Origin of the sequence: Amycolatopsis sp. cmx-11-32 (assembly GCF_047608695.1) — a bacterium.
Classification (GTDB): domain Bacteria; phylum Actinomycetota; class Actinomycetes; order Mycobacteriales; family Pseudonocardiaceae; genus Amycolatopsis.
On record NZ_JADNQN010000011.1, the window covers coordinates 123349 to 140296 of the forward strand.

The window sequence follows — 16948 nt, forward strand, 5'->3', positions numbered from 1 at the left end:
TACAAATGTACGCGACGCCCCAGCATGAGGTCATCCCACAGATTTCCCTTGACTGGAGTGAAAAATGACGAAAACACCGGTGACCGTCGTCGGTCTCGGTTCGATGGGCTCGGCCCTGGCGAGCGCGTTCCTTTCGGCCGGGCATCCGACGACGGTGTGGAACAGGACGGCTTCGAAGGCCGATCCCCTTGTCGCGCAAGGAGCCCGCAGTGCCGCGACGGTCGAAGACGCGCTGCGGGCGAGCCCGCTGATCATCGCCTGCCTGACCACCTATGAGGACACTGTCGCGGCTTTGGAACCCGCCGCGCTGACCGGACGCGCCTTGGTCACCCTGAACAGTGGCTCACCGGCGGGAGCGCGCCGGATGGCCGACTGGGCGACCGGCCACGGCGCGCGGTTCCTCGACGGCGCGATCAAGAACGTGCCGTCGGCCGTCGGCGCGCCGGACACGCTGCTGTACTACGGCGGCGACAAGACCGTCTTCGACGAGCACGTCGACACGTTGCGGGTGCTGGGCGGCGACACCGTCCACCTCGGCGAGGAGACCGATCTCGCCGCGCTCTACGAGATGGCCGTCGGCGGCACCCTGTTGCCCGCGCTGGTCGGGTTCTTCCAGGGTGCCGCCCTGCTGCGGTCACGCGGGCTCGAAGCGGAGACGCTCCTGCCCTACGCCACCAAATGGTTCGAGATGATCATCTCGGTCCTGCCGATGCTCGCCAAGGAAATCGACAGCGGCGACTACTCGAATCCCTCCTCCTCGGTGGACATCTTCCACGCCGGCGCCGCCGCCGACCTCGAACTGGCCGAGGAGGGCGTCGACGTCGGCTGGCAGCTTCCGATGCACGACCTCGTGCGGCGGGCCGCCGAGGCCGGGCACGGCGACCGCAGCATCGCGGTCCTGACCGAACTGCTCAGCGTTGGGGCCGCAGGGTCTTCGACCACAGCGAAGCACCCGTCGCGTCGCGCAGATCGACCGTGAGCGCACCGCTCCGTCCGTCGATGTTCACTTCTCCGAAGTGCTGGAACCCGTCCGCGGGTGAGGTGTTCGCGGCGGGCGGGGCGTGCACGAACACCGCTTCCGGCCCGAAGGTCGGGTCGAGCGTGTTCGGGCCGAACGCGCCGGCGTTGAGCGGGCCGGAGACGAACTCCCAGAACGGGTCGAAGTCGGTGAACGACGCGCGATCCGGCGAGTAGTGGTGTGCCGCGGTGTAGTGCACGTCCGCGGTCAGCCAGACGACGTTGCGCACGCGGCGCCGTGAGATCTCCCGCAGCACCCAGGCGAGTTCGGTCTCGCGGCCGCCGGGCGCGCCGGGCAGGCCGTTCGCGACACCCTCGATGCCCTTGCCGTCCGGGACGGTGAGGCCGATCGGGAGGTCGGCCTGGACGATCTTCCAGGTGGCGGTGCTGCGGTCGAGCGCGTCGACGAGCCAGCGCGCCTGCCGGTCGCCGAGGATCCGGCCCGGCTCGGCCTGGTCGGCGGTGTTGGCGTCCTTGTACGTCCGCATGTCCAGTACGAAGATTTCGGCGCGCGAGCCGTGCCGGAAGTTGCGGTGGACACGGCCGTCGACGGCCTGGCGCCGGTCGATCGGGTGCCATTCGTGGAACGCCTGGAACGCGCGGGCGGCGAGCACGTCGACGCGTTTTTCGGTGTATTCGGGGCGGTCGTCGAGGATCTCGCCCGGGTACCAGTTGTTCACGACCTCGTGGTCGTCCCACTGGACGTAGGACGGCACGTTCGCGGTGAAGCGCTTGAGATTGTCGTCGAGGAGGTTGTACGCGAACTGGCCGCGGTACTCGTCGAGCGTCTCGGCGACCTTCGACTTCTCCGGGGTGACGATGTTGCGCCACACGCGCCCGCCGGGCAGCGCGACGGTCTCGGTGAGCGGCGCGTCGGCGTAGACCGTGTCTCCACAGTGGAGGAACAGGTCCGGGCGACGGTCGGCCATCGCGCGGTAGATCGTCATCCCGCCGCGTTCGGGGTTGATGCCCCAGTTCTGCCCGGCGACGTCACCGGACCACACCAGGCGGACGTCCGAGCGGCCGAACGGGGCGGTGGCGAACCGGCCGGTGACCGGCTCGCTGCGGGTGCGGCCGTCGAGGGCTTCGGCGGTCACGCGGTAGTAAACCTCGGTCCCCGGCAGGAGACCCGCGACGCGGACCTTTCCGGTGCCACCGGTCTCCGGGCTCATCACCGGCCCGCGCACGCGGCGCGCGTGGCGGAACGAGGGGTCTCTCGCGACCTCCACGATCAGTCGCGAAGGCCGATCGGCGCGCGACCAGACGATGCCGGAGCCGGTGGTGACGTCGCCGGACTGGACGCCGTGGGTGAGCACCGGGCGGTCGCCGCGGATCAGCGGGACGGCGCCCGGCGTCGCGGTCGCGGTTCCGGGGAGGAGCAGTCCGCCCGCGACGGCCCCGGCGCCGGTGAGACCGGCTTTGAGCAGCGTGCGGCGGTTGTGGTGGGTTGCGGTCATGGCGCGGTTCTATCCCGCGGCCACGGCCGATGGGCCAACTGCGGTTTGCGCGGCGGTGAACGAGTGGGCGGTATTTCCGCCTCCACCGATCGGCCGCTGTTTGCCCGGTGTCCCCGCCGGTAGTTTCGATCTCGGGATGATCGATCCGGAGGGGGGAACGATGCGAAGATTCCAGCGTGGCTTCGTGCTGCTCACAGCGGCTTTGGTGACGTCGGGCCTGGTGACGGGGGTCTCGTCCGCGGACGAACTGGGTCGCGTGAGGGCGGTGATCAGTTACACCGAGTACGGGATCCCGCACATCGCGGCGAAGGATTTCGACGGGCTCGGTTACGGCTACGGCTTCGCCGCGGCGAAGGACAACATCTGCGTACTCGCGAACACCTATCTGACGGTGTCCGCGCGGCGGTCCGCGTACCTCGGGGCGGGCGGCCATGGCGATCCGGCGATGAGCGAGGCGAAGAACAACCTCGACAGCGACCTGCACTTCCGACGGATCAACGACTCGGGCGTCGTCGAACGCCTTGCCGCCCAGCCCGCGCCGCACGGCCCGCGCACGGAGGTCCGTGAGTTGGCGGCCGGATACGTCGAGGGTTACAACGCATACCTGAAGGAAACCGGCGTCCAGGGGATCTCGGATCCGGTGTGCCGCGGCGCGGACTGGGTCCGGCCGATCACCGAACTGGACTTCTACCGGCACTTCTACGCCGTCACCTCGGTGGGCGGACAAGGCGTGCTCGCCGCCGACCTCGCCAGGACACAGCCGCCGTCCACAAAGGACGTTCCGGCGGTGGGACCGGATGCGGCACCGCGGATCGCCGACGGGTTCCGCAAGGCCACGGGCTCGGGCGAACTGGGCAGCAACGGCATCGCGATCGGCGCCGACGGGACGCGCTCCGGCGGCGGCCTGCTGCTCGGCAACCCGCATTATCCGTGGCAGGGCGGGCGCCGGTTCTGGCAGTCACAGCTGACCATTCCCGGCCGGTTCGACGTCGCGGGCGGGAGCCTGCTGGGTCTGCCGCTGCCACAGATCGGGCACAACGCCGACGTCGCGTGGACGCATACGGTGTCGACCGCGGTCACGTTCGGCCTCTTCGAGGTGGCGCTGACGCCCGGCGACCCGACAACGTACCTCGTCGACGGCGAACCGGAGAAGATGACCGCGCGTGAGGTGAAGGTCGAAGTCCGGGAGCCGAACGGCGAGCGGCGGCTGGTCGGCCGCACGTTCTACGGGACGCGCTACGGCCAGGTGATCGGGTCGGCCTTCGGGGTGCCCACGCCGTGGACGGCGAAGTCGGCGCACGCGCTACGGGACGGGAACGCGGGGAACCTGCGCGGTCTCAACACCTGGTTCGAGCTCAGCGGATCACGCGGCACCAAGGACGTCGCCGAGGCGCTCGCACGCACGCAGGGTGTCCCCTGGGTCAACACCGTCGCCGCCGACAGGGCGGGAAACGCGCTCTACAGCGACATCCAGGTCGTCCCGCACGTCACCGACGACCGGGCGACGAACTGCGGGACCCCACTGGGCCGCGCCCTGTTCCCAGGCACCGGTCTGTCTATTTTGGACGGTTCGAAGTCCTCGTGCGACTGGGGTTCCGACCCGGGATCCTTGGAACCGGGTCTGTTCGCGCCGTCCCGGCTGCCACTGCAGCAGCGACGTGACTACGAACTCAACGCCAACGACAGCGCCTGGCTGGCCAACGCCCGCGCCCCGATCACCGGGTACCCCCGGATCGTCGGGACGATCGGGACACAGCGGTCCGACCGGACGAGGGAAGCGCTGATCACCGCCGAGGAAGGCTTCGCGGGCAAGAGATTTACGACGTCGTCGATGAAGGACGCCCTGTATCGCGACCGGAGCCGCACCGCCGAGCTCGCGGCCGCCGACACGGCGAAGATGTGTGCGGCCTTCCCGGGAGGGCAGGCTCCGTCCGCGTCTGGACCGGTTCCGGTCGGCGACGCCTGCGCGACACTCGCGTCCTGGGACCACACGTTCCGGCTCGACAGCCGTGGCGCGCTGTTCTTCCAGCGGTTCGCGGAACGGATCGGCGGGCTGCGCGGCAGCTGGCAGGTCCCGTTCGACCCGAACCAGCCGGTCACGACGCCCAACACCCTTGCCGTCGGAAACCCCGCGGTGCAAAGCGCTTTCGGCGACACACTCGCCGAGTTCCGTGACGGCGGCATCCCCGTCGACGGCAGGCTCGGCGACAACCAGTCGGTGACACGCGCCGGGCGACAGATCCCGATCCACGGTGGCCCGGGCGGTCTCGGCGTGCTCAACGTGATCACGGCGCGGTGGGACCCGGCCAGGGGCAACCACGAGGTCGTGCACGGCTCGAGCTTCGTGCAGGTCGTCGGGTTCGGCGGCAAGGCCTGCCCGGACGTCTCGACGATCATGACGTACTCGCAGTCGACCGATGTCACCTCACCGCATTTCGCCGACCAAACGCGGTTGTACTCGCGGGGCGGCTGGGTGCGGGGCCGGTTCTGTGGCGCGGATATCGCGAAGTCGCCGGAACTGCGGGTGGTGAGGCTGCGGTAGGCCCGGACTGGGTCAAGGTGGTCGGTACCTGGCGCAAGTAGTCCTCTAGTTGCGGTGGGGCGGGCTACTGCTGAGGTACCTGCTGCTGGCTCGGGAGCGTTCCGGCGGCCATCCGCCGTGCCACGTCCCGCCGCAGCCACAGCAGCCACAGCCAGAACCCGAGGAAGATCACCCCGAGGATCGCCACGGCGGGCAGCGCGACGAAGAACGCGATCAACGCGACCTGGAGGACGAGCACCGCGGGCACCGCCCAAGGCTTCTTCAGGAAACCGCACAGCACGATCAGCCCGACCGCGAGCACGAGCACCGACCAGCCGGTGAACGAACCGACACCGCCGCCGAGTCTCGCCACCACCGGCAGCGCGAGCGCGACGCTGATGCCCTCCATGATCAGCGAGCCTGCCATCACACCGCGGAAGGACTTCATCGGGTCCTTCGCGGGCGGCTTCGGGGTCTCGTCGGTCACGCCGGCTCCTTACCGAACAGGGTCCTGGCCTCGCCGGCGGTGACGACCGAGCCGGTGACCAGCACGCCTCCGCCCGCCAGTGGTTCCTCGGGGTCGTCGCTCTGCTCGACGAGGCCGATGGCGGTTTCCAGCGCGGTGTCCAGGCTAGCCTCGGCGACCACCCTGTCCTCGCCGAAGATCGAGATGGCGATCTCGTTGAGTTCGTCGAGCGGCATCGCGCGCGGCGACGAGTTCTTGGTGACGACGATCTCGGAGACGACAGGTTCGAGGGCGTCCAGGATGCCTCGCGCGTCCTTCTCGGCCATGACGCCGACCACGGCGACGAGGCGGCGGAAGGCGAACTCCTCGGCGACGGTGGTGGCGAGCGCCTTGGCACCGTGCGGGTTGTGGGCCGCGTCCAGCAGCACGGTCGGTGCGGCGCGGACCCGCTCCAGCCTGCCGGGGGTCTCGACCTCGGCGAAGGCCTCTCGGACGGCCTCGACGACCAGTTTCCTGTCCTTGCCCGCGCCGAAGAACGCTTCGACGGCGGCCAGCGCGAGTGCGGCGTTGGCCGCTTGGTGCGCGCCGTGCAACGGCAGGAAAATCTCGTCGTAGACCCCGCCGAGGCCCTGCAGCTTCAGCATCTGCCCGCCGACGGCGACCTCGCGCTCCAGCACGCCGAACTCGCTGCCCGCGCGGGCGACGCTGGCGTCGACCTCGACGGCGCGTTCCAGCAGGATCTTCTGCACTTCGGGGTCCTGCTCGGCGATAACCGCGACACTGCCGGGTTTGATGATCCCGGCCTTCTCCACCGCGGCCTTGGCCGGATCGCCGCCGAAGTACTCGACATGGTCGACGCCGATCGGCGTGATGACGGCGACGTCGCCGTCCACGACGTTGGTGGCGTCCCAGGAGCCGCCGAGACCGGTTTCGACGACCGCGGCCTCGACGGGCGCGTCGGCGAAGGCCGCGAACGCCATCCCGGTGAGCACCTCGAACTTGCTCATCGGTACCGCGTCGGGCCCGCCCGCGTTGTCCACCATGGTCACGTACGGCGCGACGTCCCGGTACAGGTCGACGTACGCGGCGGCGGAGATCGGGACGCCGTCGAGCGCGATCCGCTCGGTGACCAGCTGCAGATGAGGGCTCGTGTACCGGCCGACGCGCAGGCCCATCCGGGTCAGCAGCGCGTCGACCATCCGCGTGGTCGAGCCCTTGCCGTTGGTCCCGGCGACGTGCACCACCGGGTAGCCGCGGTGCGGCTCACCCATGAGGTTGACCAGCGCCGCGATCCGGGCGAGGGACGGCTCGATCTTGGTCTCGGGCCAGCGCAGGTTCAGCTCGGCCTCGACCGCGAGCAGCTCGCGGCGTGCCTGCTGCCCGTTCGGGTCGGCCGGGGCGAGGTCGTCGCCCTGGTCGTCCAGTTCGTGCAGCTCCACGTCCTCCGGGGCGACGAGGTCCGGCACCGGGCCGAGCGCGAGGTTGTCCCCCAGCTGCCCGATCCCGCCGATGCCACCGCCCGCACCGCCGCCCGCCTGGTACGCGGCGTCGGGTGCGTCCAGATCCGGGTCGGTGTCGTCGGACGGATCGTGGGCACGCGCCCCCAATTCGTCCACACCGGCGAAACTGTCCAGATCTGCCAGGTCCGGGGATTCTGCGAATTCTTCGGAATCCCGGCCGTCACCTCGCGGCACGAACTCTCCTCTAACCCTTGCTCTTGTCGTCCCGAGTCTACGTGCGGCTTTGCTGGCACTCTCGACGCATGGGGTTCAACCACAACGACCACTACCACCCGCTGCTGCTCGACCAGCTGCCTCCCGGCCCCGGCGTGGCGCTGGACGTCGGCTGCGGCAGCGGGCGATTCGCCCGGCGGCTCGCGGCGACGGGCATGCACGTCGAGGCCATCGACCGGTTCGGGCCGATGATCGACATCGCCCACGCCGCGGGTTCACCGGGTCCAGGCACGATCTCCTACCGGCAGGCCGACTTCCTCACGGAGAAACTGCCGACGGAGGCCTACGACTTCGTTTCCTGCCTCGCTTCCCTGCATCATGTGCCGTTCGACACGGTCACGAAGCTGCGGGACGCGCTGGTCCCCGGCGGGGTGCTGGCCGTCCTCGGTGTCGGCAGACCCAGCTCGCCCGCCGACTACGCCCGTTCCATCGTCGCCTCGCCGATCAACGCGCTGGCCAGGGCGATCGTGTCCGCGGGCGAGCGGCTGAACGGCGGGATCGATCCGCTGCCGACGGCGCCGATCGTGGAGACGTTCCCGCCGATGCACCGGATCCGGCGCGACGCGGCCAGGCTGCTGCCGGGAAGCAAGGTCCGGAACCTGCTCTTCTACCGCTATCTCCTCGTCTACCGAAAGCCAGAAAACGATCACCCCAGGTGACACCCCAAGTGGGTGAACCCGGCACGCGATTACCCGATCGGCGGCGTTCGCCCGGCTGGATCCGGTTCATTTTGGAAGGGCCATCCAGTCCGGAGATCGGGGTCCTCATGCGCTTCAGACGCGTCCTGTTCGCGGCCGTCTCGACCGTCGTCCTGCTGATCGCCTCCACCGCGGCGGCCACCGCCGCCGAGCGGTCCTACCGGAATTACGTCGCGCTGGGTGATTCCTACACGTCCGGACCGCTCATCCCGCTCCCCCGGTTCGATCCACTCTTCTGCGGCAAATCGACGCAGAACTACCCGTCGATCCTCGCCGCGGCGCTGCGGGTCCGCTCCTACACCGACATCAGCTGCGGCGGTGCGGACACCACCAACATGACGCGACCGCAGAGCGTGCTCCTCGGCAGCAATCCGCCCCAGTTCAGCGCCCTGCGCGCGAACACCGACCTGGTCACCGTCGGCATCGGCGGCAACGACTACGGCGTCTTCGGCACCCTGGTCGGCACCTGCCCGTCGCTGCGGGCGAGCGACCCCACCGGGAACCCCTGCCAGGACAAGTTCACCGTCGGCGGCGTCGACACCATGAAGGCCAAGCTCGCCGACACCGGCAAGAACGTCGAGAAAGTGCTGGCCGGGATCCACGCCCGCTCGCCGCGCGCCGACGTGCTCGTCATCGGCTACCCGCGGATCGCGCCGCAATCCGGCTACTGTCCGAAGATCCTGCCCTTCGCCGAGGGCGACTACGCCTGGCTCAACGACGTCGAGAAGGCGTTGAACTCGGCGATCGAGAAGGCCGTCGCCGCCGACGGCAAAGCTTCCTTCGTGGACACTTTCGGCCCCTCGGCCGGACATGACGCCTGCGCGCCGAAGGGGGCCGCGTGGATCAACGGGCAGCACACGAAACTGCTCGCCGCGGCGGCGTATCACCCCTACCGGACCGGGATGGCGGGCGTCGCCAACGTGATCCTCCGCCACCTCCGCTGAATGCTATGAACGGTCCGTTCCTCGCAAATTTTGCAAGGAACGGACCGTTCATAGCGCTCGTCAGGAGGCAGGCAGCGTCGCCAACCGGGCGTTGATGCGCTCGATGTCGGCGACCGCGGTGTCCTTGCGGGCCCGGATCTTGCCGATCACCGGCTCCGGCGCCTTGTCGATGAAGGCCTGGTTGCCGAGCTTGGCCTCGGCCTGCGCCAGTTCCTTCTCCGCCACGCCGAGGTCCTTCCGCAGGCGCTTGCGCTCCGCGGCGACGTCGATCGTGCCGGACAGGTCCAGTTCGACGGTGACGACGCCGGCCGACAGCCCGACCTCCAGCGACGCGCTCGGCGCGAAGCCGTCCCCGGGCTGGGTGAGCCGGACGAGCGAGCGGATCGGCTCGTCGTGGCCGGTGATCTCGGCGAAGCCGTCGCCGGACAGCCGCGCGGCCACCTTCTGGCTGGGTTTGAGGCCCTGGTCGGCACGGAACCGGCGGACCTCGGTGACCAGTTTCCGCACATCGGCGATCCGCTTGTCGGCCACCGCGTCGGCGTAGGAGCCGTCCGCCACCGGCCACGGGGCGATGACGAGCGACTCGCGGCCGGTCAGCGCCGTCCACAGCTTCTCGGTGACGAACGGGATGAACGGGTGCAGCAGCTTCAGCACCGTGTCGAACACGTGCCCCAGCACCGCGCGCGTCGCCGTCACGCGGGCCTCGTCACCCTGGAAGACCTGGACCTTCGACAGCTCCAGGTACCAGTCGCACAGCTCGGTCCAGGTGAACTGGTAGAGCGTGTCGGTGGCCTTGGCGAACTGGTAGTCCGCCAGGTATCCGGTGACGTCCTCGACCACGCTGTCGAGCCTGCCGAGGATCCAGCGGTCGGCCTCGGTGAGCTCGGCGGGCGCGGGCAGCGGGGCGTCCGCGGCCGCGCCGTTCATCATGGCGAACTTGGTGGCGTTCCAGAGCTTCGTGGTGAAGTTCCGGGAACCGGCGACCCATTCCTCGCCGATCGGCACGTCGGTGCCCGGGTTGGCGCCGCGGGTGAGGGTGAAGCGCAGCGCGTCGGTGCCGTAGCGGTCCATCCACTCGATGGGGTCGACACCGTTGCCCGCGGTCTTCGACATCTTCTTGCCGTACTGGTCACGGACCATGCCGTGCAGCGCGATGGTCTTGAACGGCGCCTCGCCGGTGGCGTAAAGGCCGAACATCATCATCCGCACGACCCAGAAGAACAGGATGTCGTAGCCGGTGACCAGCACCGACGTCGGATAGAACTTGTTCAGGTCCGGCGTCTTCTCCGGCCAGCCGAGGGTGGAGAACGGCCACAGACCCGAGGAGAACCAGGTGTCGAGGACGTCCGGGTCCTGGGTCCAGCCCTCGCCCGAAGGCGGCTCCTCGTCCGGTTCGACGCAGACGACCTCGTCGTTCGGGCCGTACCAGACCGGGATGCGGTGCCCCCACCACAGCTGGCGCGAGATGCACCAGTCGTGCAGGTTGTCGACCCAGTCGAAGTAGCGCTTCTCCATCTCCGGCGGATGGACGTTCACCCGGCCGTCGCGCACCGCGTCGCCGGCGGCCTGCGCGAGCGGGCCGACCTTGACGAACCACTGCAGCGAAAGCCGCGGCTCGATCGGCTCCTTCGAACGCTCGGAGTGCCCGACACTGTGCAGGTACGGACGCTTCTCGGCGACGATGCGGCCCTGCTCGCGCAGCTTCTCCCGCACCGCGACACGGGCCTCGAAGCGGTCCATGCCGTCGAACTCGGTGCCGGTGCCGTCGATGCGGCCCTGCTCGTCCATGATCGTGATCATCGGCAGGTCGTGGCGCTGGCCGATCTCGAAGTCGTTCGGATCGTGCGCGGGAGTCACCTTGACCGCGCCGGTGCCGAACTCCGGGTCGACGTGCTTGTCCGCGACGATCGGGATCCTGCGCCCGGTCAGCGGCAGCTCGACCTCGGTGCCGACGAGGTGCGTGTAGCGCTCGTCGTCCGGGTGGACCGCGACGGCGGTGTCGCCGAGCATGGTCTCCATCCGGGTGGTGGCCACGACGATCGCGTCGTCCCCGTCGCCGTAGCGCATGGAGACGAGTTCGCCCTCGACCTCTTCGTGCTTCACTTCGGCGTCGGACAGCACCGACCGCAGCTCCGGCGACCAGTTGACCAGCCGCTCGGCGCGATAGATCAGGCCGTCGTCGAAGAGCTTCTTGAAGATCGTGTTGACGGCCTTGGACAGGCCTTCGTCCATGGTGAACCGCTCACGGGTCCAGTCGACGCCCTCGCCGAGGCGCCTCATCTGGGCGAGGATCCGGCCGCCGTGCTCCTGCTTCCACTGCCAGACGCGCTCGACGAAGGCCTCGCGGCCGAGTTCGCGGCGGCTGGTGCCTTCGGCGCGGAGCTGCTTCTCGACCAGCGCGTGGACCGCGATGCTCGCGTGGTCCATGCCCGGCAGGTACAGCGTCTCGTCGCCGAGCATGCGGTGGTAGCGGGTGGCGGCGTCGATGAGCGTGTGCTCGAACGCGTGCCCGATGTGCAGCGAACCGGTCACGTTCGGGGGCGGGATGACTACCGTGAACGGCGGCTTGTCCGACGTGGGGTCGGCCGTGAAGTACCCGGCGTCCACCCAACGCTGGTAGAGCGAGGCTTCTTCGTCGGCCGGGTTCCAGGCACCCGGTAGGTCGGTCTGCTGCGGCTGGGCGTTCTCGGTCACAGTTGACAAGTCTACGAACCCTCACTAGCGAGTTCCTCACCGGCCGTAACGCCGGCCGTTCCCAGCCGATGAGGTGATGTCGTCACACACTGGGGAGGGACGGGCTCGTGGAAGACCGGCGGCTGGCCACACCTCCGGATCTGATGGATCCGGAATGGCGCAAGCACGCCGACGTCGATGACTGGCTCGGCGCGAAGAAGGACATCAGGCAGCGGGCTTCGCGCCGCGGTTTCCGGGTGTCCCCCGGTCCTGTCCTGGTACTGGCGCTGATCGCGCTCGTGGCCGCCGCGGTCGTCGGGCACCAGGTGCGGGGCTCGGGGGTCAACGACGTCCCTGGCTTCGGGCAGGCGCCGAGAGCGGTCCCGCTGTCCGGCGGGGTCGACCTCAACCGGCCCTACGACCGAACCCCGGCCGCGAACTGGGCCGAAGGACTCGCCGGAATCACCGTGCCGCCGGGGCAGGCCGTCGGCGGCTTCACCGCGAAAGAGGTCGACGCGGCGTATCGGACGGTGACGGAAGCCATCGCGGCCGCGCGGCTCAGCTCCCGGGCCCTGCAGAACAAGGACGGCTCGGAACTGCTCGCCCTGCTTGCCCCGAACGAACGCGCCCGGCTCGAACCGGCGCTCACGAGCGCGCTCACCGTCGAGAAGGGCAGGTACCTGACCCTCATCGGCCCGAACCGTCTGCTGCAGGTGCGACCGCGGATGACCGGCTCCCTCACGGCGAAGCCCGGCGACGAGGGCGAGCTGATCGTCCACGCGAGCTACACGACCGCCTACGCCTTCGACGCCTTTCCAAGCGAAGCCCGGACGCCGGCGGACATAGTCCCGTTCATCCGCGAGGAGCAGGACTACGTGATCCGCAAGGCCCCACCGTTCGCGAAGGCCGACGCCGGGCTCGGTTTCGGCGAGGGCTCGGGCTATCACTCGAACATGGCGTGTGACGCGATCAAGACCGGCATCCTCGCGCCCCAGTACGCTGACAAGAGCAAACCCGTCGACGGTGCGATCGCGGTCGACGAAGCCGACACCTACGACCCGACGAAACCCCTGCCGTCGACGGGCAACTGTGAGTAGCCGAATCCTGGGGAAGAGGACCGAGATGGACGAAGAAGACCGGCGCATCGAGACTCATCCGGATCTGGTCGACCCGAACTGGCAGAAGCACGCCGAACTGGACGCCTGGCTCGGCGCGAAGAAGGAACTCAAGAAGAAGCGCCGCAAGCAGCGCAAGGTGGCCGGGGCGTCCGTCGGCGGCTACCGCGAGCCGGGCTCGAACCGGTGGCCGGGTATCGCCGCGATCGTCGGCCTTGTCGTGCTGGTCGTGGCCGCGGTGACGGTGAACGCGGTGCAGGAGCGCGGCGTCAACGACACGCCCTGGTTCCCACTGGACGAATCGCAGATCACGCGGACCATCACGGACGCCTAGCGGCGAACAGGCGTGCCTGAATATCAGTCACGCGTGACTGGATGGACGACACTCCCTCGGTCGCGCACGGGGCCGGCAAGGCGCACGATGGTGGCATGACCCGCGAAGCACCCGCGAACGACGTTGACGAGACCCAGCTCGAGGTAGGGAAACCGAAGAGCTGGGCGGCCGGGATCCCCGGGGTCGCGGTCTCCTTGATACGCGGCGTGGAGCAGATGGGCGCCGCGCGCACGGTCAAGACGCTGCGCCTGCTGAACCAGCGCGACGGCTTCGACTGTCCCGGCTGTGCCTGGCCGGAGCCGCGCGAGGTCGACGGCGAGCACCGCAAGCTCGCGGAGTTCTGCGAGAACGGCGCGAAGGCCGTCGCCGAGGAGGCGACCAAACGCCGGGTCGGCCGCGAGTTCTTCGCCGAGCACTCCATCCAGGACCTGGCGGAGAAGACCGACTTCTGGCTCGGCCAGCAGGGCCGGATCACCGAGCCGTTCGTGCTGCGCGAAGGGGCTTCGCACTACGAACCGATCTCCTGGGACGGCGCCTTCACCCTGGTCGCGGAGGAACTTCGCGCGCTCCAGGACCCGAACGAGGCGATTTTCTACACCTCCGGCCGCACCAGCAACGAGGCCGCGTTCCTCTACCAGTTGCTCGTGCGCTCCTACGGCACGAACAACCTCCCCGACTGCTCCAACATGTGCCACGAGTCCTCCGGCGCCGCGCTCGCGGCGACGACCGGGATCGGCAAGGGCTCGGTGACACTCGCCGACATCCACCGGGCGGACCTGATCGTGGTCGTCGGCCAGAACCCCGGCACCAATCACCCGCGCATGCTGTCCGCGCTGGAAGAGGCCAAGGGCAACGGCGCGCAGATCGTCGCCGTGAACCCGTTGCCCGAAGCCGGCCTGATGCGGTTCAAGAACCCGCAGAACGTCCGGGGCGTGATCGGCAGGGGCACCCCGCTGGCGGACGAGTTCGCGCAGATCCGGCTTGGCGGCGACCTCGCGCTGTTCCAGGCGATCGGGCACCTCCTGCTGCGGTGGGAGCGGGAGACGCCGGGCACGATCGTCGACCGCGCGTTCGTCGAGTCGTCCACCGAGGGATTCGACGCCTACGCGAACCATCTGCGGGAGATCGACTGGACCGAGGTCGCCGCGGCGACCGGGCTGCCGCGTGAGCAGATCGAGCGGCTGGCGCGGATGATCGCGACGTCGCAGCGGACCATCTACTGCTGGGCGATGGGCCTGACCCAGCACAAGCACGCGGTGCAGACCATCTCCGAGGTGGCGAACCTGGCGCTGGTGCGCGGCATGATCGGCGAGCCGGGCGCGGGCCTGTGCCCGGTGCGCGGGCACTCCAACGTGCAGGGCGACCGGACGATGGGCATCTGGGAGAAGATGCCGGAGTCGTTCATGGACAGCCTCGACGACGAGTTCGGCATCAAGGTGCCGCGAGAGCACGGCTACGACACCGTCGCCGCGATCCGCGCGATGCGGGACGGAAAGGGCAAGGTCTTCTTCGCCGTCGGCGGCAACTTCGCCTCCGCCACCCCGGACACCGAGCTGACCGAGAAGGCGCTCAAGTCGTGCTCGCTGACCGCGCACGTGTCGACGAAGCTGAACCGCTCGCACGTCGTCCCCGGCAAGACCGCGCTGATCCTGCCGACCCTCGGCCGCACCGAACGCGACACCCAGGCGGGCGGCGAGCAGTTCGTCACCGTCGAGGATTCGATGTCGCAGGTGCACCCCTCACGCGGCAGGCTGACCCCGGCCAGTGAGCACCTGCTTTCGGAGGTCGCGATCATCTGCCACCTCGCGGAAGCGCTGTTCGGTACCGGGCACGCCGTACCGTGGCGGGACTTCCACACCGACTACGACCTCGTCCGCGACCGGATCGCGCGTGTCGTCCCCGGCTGCCACGACTACAACGCCCGTGTCCGCGAGCCCGACGGGTTCGTCCTCCCGAACGCGCCGCGCGATTCCCGGCAGTTCAACGGGACCGCCAACGGCAAGGCGAACTTCACCGTCTCCGAACTCGAGTACCCCCAGGTGCCCGAAGGCAGGCTGCTGCTGCAGACGATACGCAGCCACGACCAGTACAACACCACGATCTACGGCCTTTCCGACCGCTACCGCGGGATCGAGGACGCCCGGCGCGTGGTGCTGGTCAACCCCGACGACCTGGTCTCGCTCGGGCTGGCCGACGGCGCGATGGTCGACCTGGTCTCGGAATGGCGGGACGGTGACCGCCGGGCGCCGAGCTTCCGCGTGGTCTCGTATCCGACGGCACGGGGCTGTGCCGCGGCGTACTTCCCCGAGGCGAACACCCTGGTGCCGTTGGATTCGGTGGCCGACAAGTCGAACACCCCGGTGTCGAAGGCGATCGTGGTCAGGCTGGAGCCGCTAGATTCCACCCCATGAACCCTGGGGACATCGCCCGCGAATCGGCGAGAACCCCGTGCTGGCCAACCTTCCCAGCGAGGAGGTCGTCGTCACCGAGCCGACCCAGCTCGGCCTTCCGGTCGCCAAGAACGGCAAGATCCCGCCGGGGGAAATGACCCGGCTCAGTTGATGCACCCGGTGTCGTCGGAGGTGATGGGCTGGTCGGTCCGGACTCCGGCCGCCCCGCCACCCGAGGAGACGCCCGGTCCCTTGTAGACCTGTCCGAGGACGACCTGTACACGGCCCGCCGCGACGGAATCGGCCTTCTGGGTTTCCAGCCCGCCGAGCAGCTTCGCGATCTCCACGGCGGGCCCGGACGCGTCGCTGAACCGGACGACGGAGGTCCGCCGTCCGGTCTCGGCCGTGGTCTCGCCCTTGCCGAACCCTTTCTCCGCCAAGACATCCGCGACGCGAGCGGCGAGACCGTCCTTGCCGCTCGCGTTGACGACGTCGACCGTGGGGCCGGCGGGCGTCTGCGGTGTCGTTGGCTGGGCGCCGATCAGCAACGCGGCGAAAGCGCGCACCTGGGCGGGATCCACCTGCACGGCGGTCGCGGCCGGCTGCCTGGGGTTGTAGCGATAGTCGGCGTTGACCACCGGGATCGTGTCGAAGGCGATGCCGCCGCCGGTGACGCCCCGCATCTGCCGGACGAAGTCGAACAGGTCCCACGAGCCGTCGAGCACGACCGAGCGTTTCACCGCGTCGATCAGTTCGGAGACGCGGGCCGGGTTGGCGAGTGTCCCGGCGGAGAGCACCTGCTTCGCCAGCCCGGCGAGGAACACCTGCTGACGGCGTACGCGGTCGAGGTCGCTGCGAGGCAGATCCTCCCGCTGGCGGACGAAGGCCAGCGCGTCTGCGCCCTGGATCGTCTGCCTCCCCGCCGGGAAGTTCGCCCCGGACTTGACGTCCTTGGTGGCCCTCTTCAAGCACACCTCGACCCCGCCGACGGCCTTGCTGATGTCGTAGAAACTCTGCAGGTTGACCTCGGCGAAGTGATCGATCTTGACGCCGGTGAGGTCCTCGACGGCCTTCAAGGTCGCCTTCCGCGCGGCCGTGATCGCCACCTTGTCGATCTCCGCCTTGTCGGTCTTGCCCGCCGCGCGCTGCTCGGTCGCCGAAGCGAACTTGGCGTGACCGAAGATCCCGTTGATCTTGGTCTTGTCCTTGGTCCCCGGCTCCGCGACCCAGGAGTCGCGCGGGATCGAGAAAGCTTTCACCGCCTGCTGGCCGTTGGGGATGCGGAGCACGATGAGCGTGTCGGTCAGGTCGTCGCCGTTCGCGCCAACCCGCAGCTCACGCAGCATCTCCGGGGCCAGCGGGTTGCCGTGCTCGTCGGTCCGCGAATCGCGCCCGACCAGCAGGATGTCCAGCGAACCGTCGGCGGGCCGCTCCCCTTTCTCCGGGGACTCGATCACGTCTTCACGGGTGACGCCGTCCAGCGAACTCACCGTCGAGTAGCCATACGCGGTCCCACCGAACACCGCCACCGCGAGCACGGCGACCACGACCTTCCCCAGCTTGTGCACGATCATCTGACGCACTGCAGGGGGTCGTTGCT

The 16948-nt window shown here is 69.2% G+C and carries 12 protein-coding genes; 7 read left to right on the forward strand and 5 right to left on the reverse strand.

Annotation, left to right across the window (positions count from 1 at the left end; all coding sequences use genetic code 11):
- Positions 1–64: 64 nt before the first annotated feature.
- The gene (locus tag ACM6LR_RS28895; protein WP_414940577.1) at positions 65–979 is read left to right on the forward strand and encodes an NAD(P)-dependent oxidoreductase; all 915 of its coding nucleotides are present in this window, start codon (positions 65–67) and stop codon (positions 977–979) included.
- Here ACM6LR_RS28895 and ACM6LR_RS28900 read toward each other — a convergent pair.
- Positions 912–2474 carry an alkaline phosphatase D family protein gene (locus tag ACM6LR_RS28900; protein WP_414944935.1) on the reverse strand — a complete coding sequence of 521 codons (1563 nt, stop codon included), beginning with the start codon at positions 2472–2474 and terminating at the stop codon, positions 912–914. The two genes, ACM6LR_RS28895 and ACM6LR_RS28900, sit on opposite strands and share 68 nt — an antisense overlap.
- A 160-nt stretch (positions 2475–2634) precedes the next feature.
- Here ACM6LR_RS28900 and ACM6LR_RS28905 point away from each other — a divergent pair, with 160 nt between their 5' ends.
- A complete protein-coding gene (locus ACM6LR_RS28905; RefSeq protein ID WP_414944936.1) occupies positions 2635–5016 on the forward strand; it encodes a penicillin acylase family protein in 2382 nt (793 codons plus the stop codon).
- A gap of 64 nt (positions 5017–5080) precedes the next feature.
- On the opposite strand, the gene ACM6LR_RS28910 is transcribed toward ACM6LR_RS28905, so the two are convergent.
- Complete coding sequence (locus tag ACM6LR_RS28910; RefSeq protein ID WP_414940580.1) at positions 5081–5482, reverse strand: DUF4233 domain-containing protein; 402 nt, start codon at positions 5480–5482, stop codon at positions 5081–5083.
- A complete protein-coding gene (gene folC, locus ACM6LR_RS28915; RefSeq protein ID WP_414944937.1) occupies positions 5479–7155 on the reverse strand; it encodes a bifunctional tetrahydrofolate synthase/dihydrofolate synthase in 1677 nt (558 codons plus the stop codon). The genes ACM6LR_RS28910 and folC overlap by 4 nt, the downstream gene beginning before the upstream one ends.
- A gap of 68 nt (positions 7156–7223) precedes the next feature.
- On the opposite strand from folC, the gene ACM6LR_RS28920 reads away from it, so the two are divergent.
- Positions 7224–7853: a class I SAM-dependent methyltransferase gene (locus tag ACM6LR_RS28920; RefSeq protein WP_414944938.1), complete on the forward strand. Its 630-nt coding sequence runs from the start codon at positions 7224–7226 to the stop codon at positions 7851–7853.
- A 107-nt stretch (positions 7854–7960) separates the two neighbouring features.
- Positions 7961–8836: an SGNH/GDSL hydrolase family protein gene (locus ACM6LR_RS28925; RefSeq protein ID WP_414940583.1), complete on the forward strand. Its 876-nt coding sequence runs from the start codon at positions 7961–7963 to the stop codon at positions 8834–8836.
- A gap of 60 nt (positions 8837–8896) precedes the next feature.
- Here the strand turns inward: ACM6LR_RS28925 and ACM6LR_RS28930 are convergent, their stop codons facing one another.
- Positions 8897–11530 (reverse strand): valine--tRNA ligase, encoded by a 2634-nt coding sequence (locus ACM6LR_RS28930; protein WP_414940584.1) that lies wholly within the window; start codon positions 11528–11530, stop codon positions 8897–8899.
- A gap of 107 nt (positions 11531–11637) precedes the next feature.
- Between ACM6LR_RS28930 and ACM6LR_RS28935 the strand changes: the two genes are divergently transcribed.
- The 3 genes from ACM6LR_RS28935 to ACM6LR_RS28945 all read left to right on the forward strand — a co-directional run bounded on the left by ACM6LR_RS28935 (position 11638) and on the right by ACM6LR_RS28945 (position 15369).
- Complete coding sequence (locus ACM6LR_RS28935; protein WP_414940585.1) at positions 11638–12606, forward strand: hypothetical protein; 969 nt, start codon at positions 11638–11640, stop codon at positions 12604–12606.
- A gap of 25 nt (positions 12607–12631) precedes the next feature.
- Positions 12632–12958 carry a hypothetical protein gene (locus tag ACM6LR_RS28940; protein WP_414944939.1) on the forward strand — a complete coding sequence of 109 codons (327 nt, stop codon included), beginning with the start codon at positions 12632–12634 and terminating at the stop codon, positions 12956–12958.
- Between the two features lie 95 nt (positions 12959–13053).
- Positions 13054–15369: an FdhF/YdeP family oxidoreductase gene (locus ACM6LR_RS28945; RefSeq protein WP_414940587.1), complete on the forward strand. Its 2316-nt coding sequence runs from the start codon at positions 13054–13056 to the stop codon at positions 15367–15369.
- Positions 15370–15512: 143 nt separating this feature from the next.
- On the opposite strand, the gene ACM6LR_RS28950 is transcribed toward ACM6LR_RS28945, so the two are convergent.
- Complete coding sequence (locus tag ACM6LR_RS28950; RefSeq protein WP_414944976.1) at positions 15513–16916, reverse strand: LCP family protein; 1404 nt, start codon at positions 16914–16916, stop codon at positions 15513–15515.
- Between the last annotated feature and the right edge of the window lie 32 nt (positions 16917–16948).

What these genes read in the sequence shown, in the direction of transcription:
- ACM6LR_RS28925 (WP_414940583.1), top strand. Translation starts at nt 7,961, where the DNA reads ATGCGCTTCAGACGCGTCCTGTTCGCGGCCGTCTCGACCGTCGTCCTG.
- ACM6LR_RS28945 (WP_414940587.1), top strand. Translation starts at nt 13,054, where the DNA reads ATGACCCGCGAAGCACCCGCGAACGACGTTGACGAGACCCAGCTCGAG.
- ACM6LR_RS28940 (WP_414944939.1), top strand. Translation starts at nt 12,632, where the DNA reads ATGGACGAAGAAGACCGGCGCATCGAGACTCATCCGGATCTGGTCGAC.
- ACM6LR_RS28905 (WP_414944936.1), top strand. Translation starts at nt 2,635, where the DNA reads ATGCGAAGATTCCAGCGTGGCTTCGTGCTGCTCACAGCGGCTTTGGTG.
- ACM6LR_RS28920 (WP_414944938.1), top strand. Translation starts at nt 7,224, where the DNA reads ATGGGGTTCAACCACAACGACCACTACCACCCGCTGCTGCTCGACCAG.
- ACM6LR_RS28900 (WP_414944935.1), bottom strand. Translation starts at nt 2,474, where the DNA reads ATGACCGCAACCCACCACAACCGCCGCACGCTGCTCAAAGCCGGTCTC.
- ACM6LR_RS28895 (WP_414940577.1), top strand. Translation starts at nt 65, where the DNA reads ATGACGAAAACACCGGTGACCGTCGTCGGTCTCGGTTCGATGGGCTCG.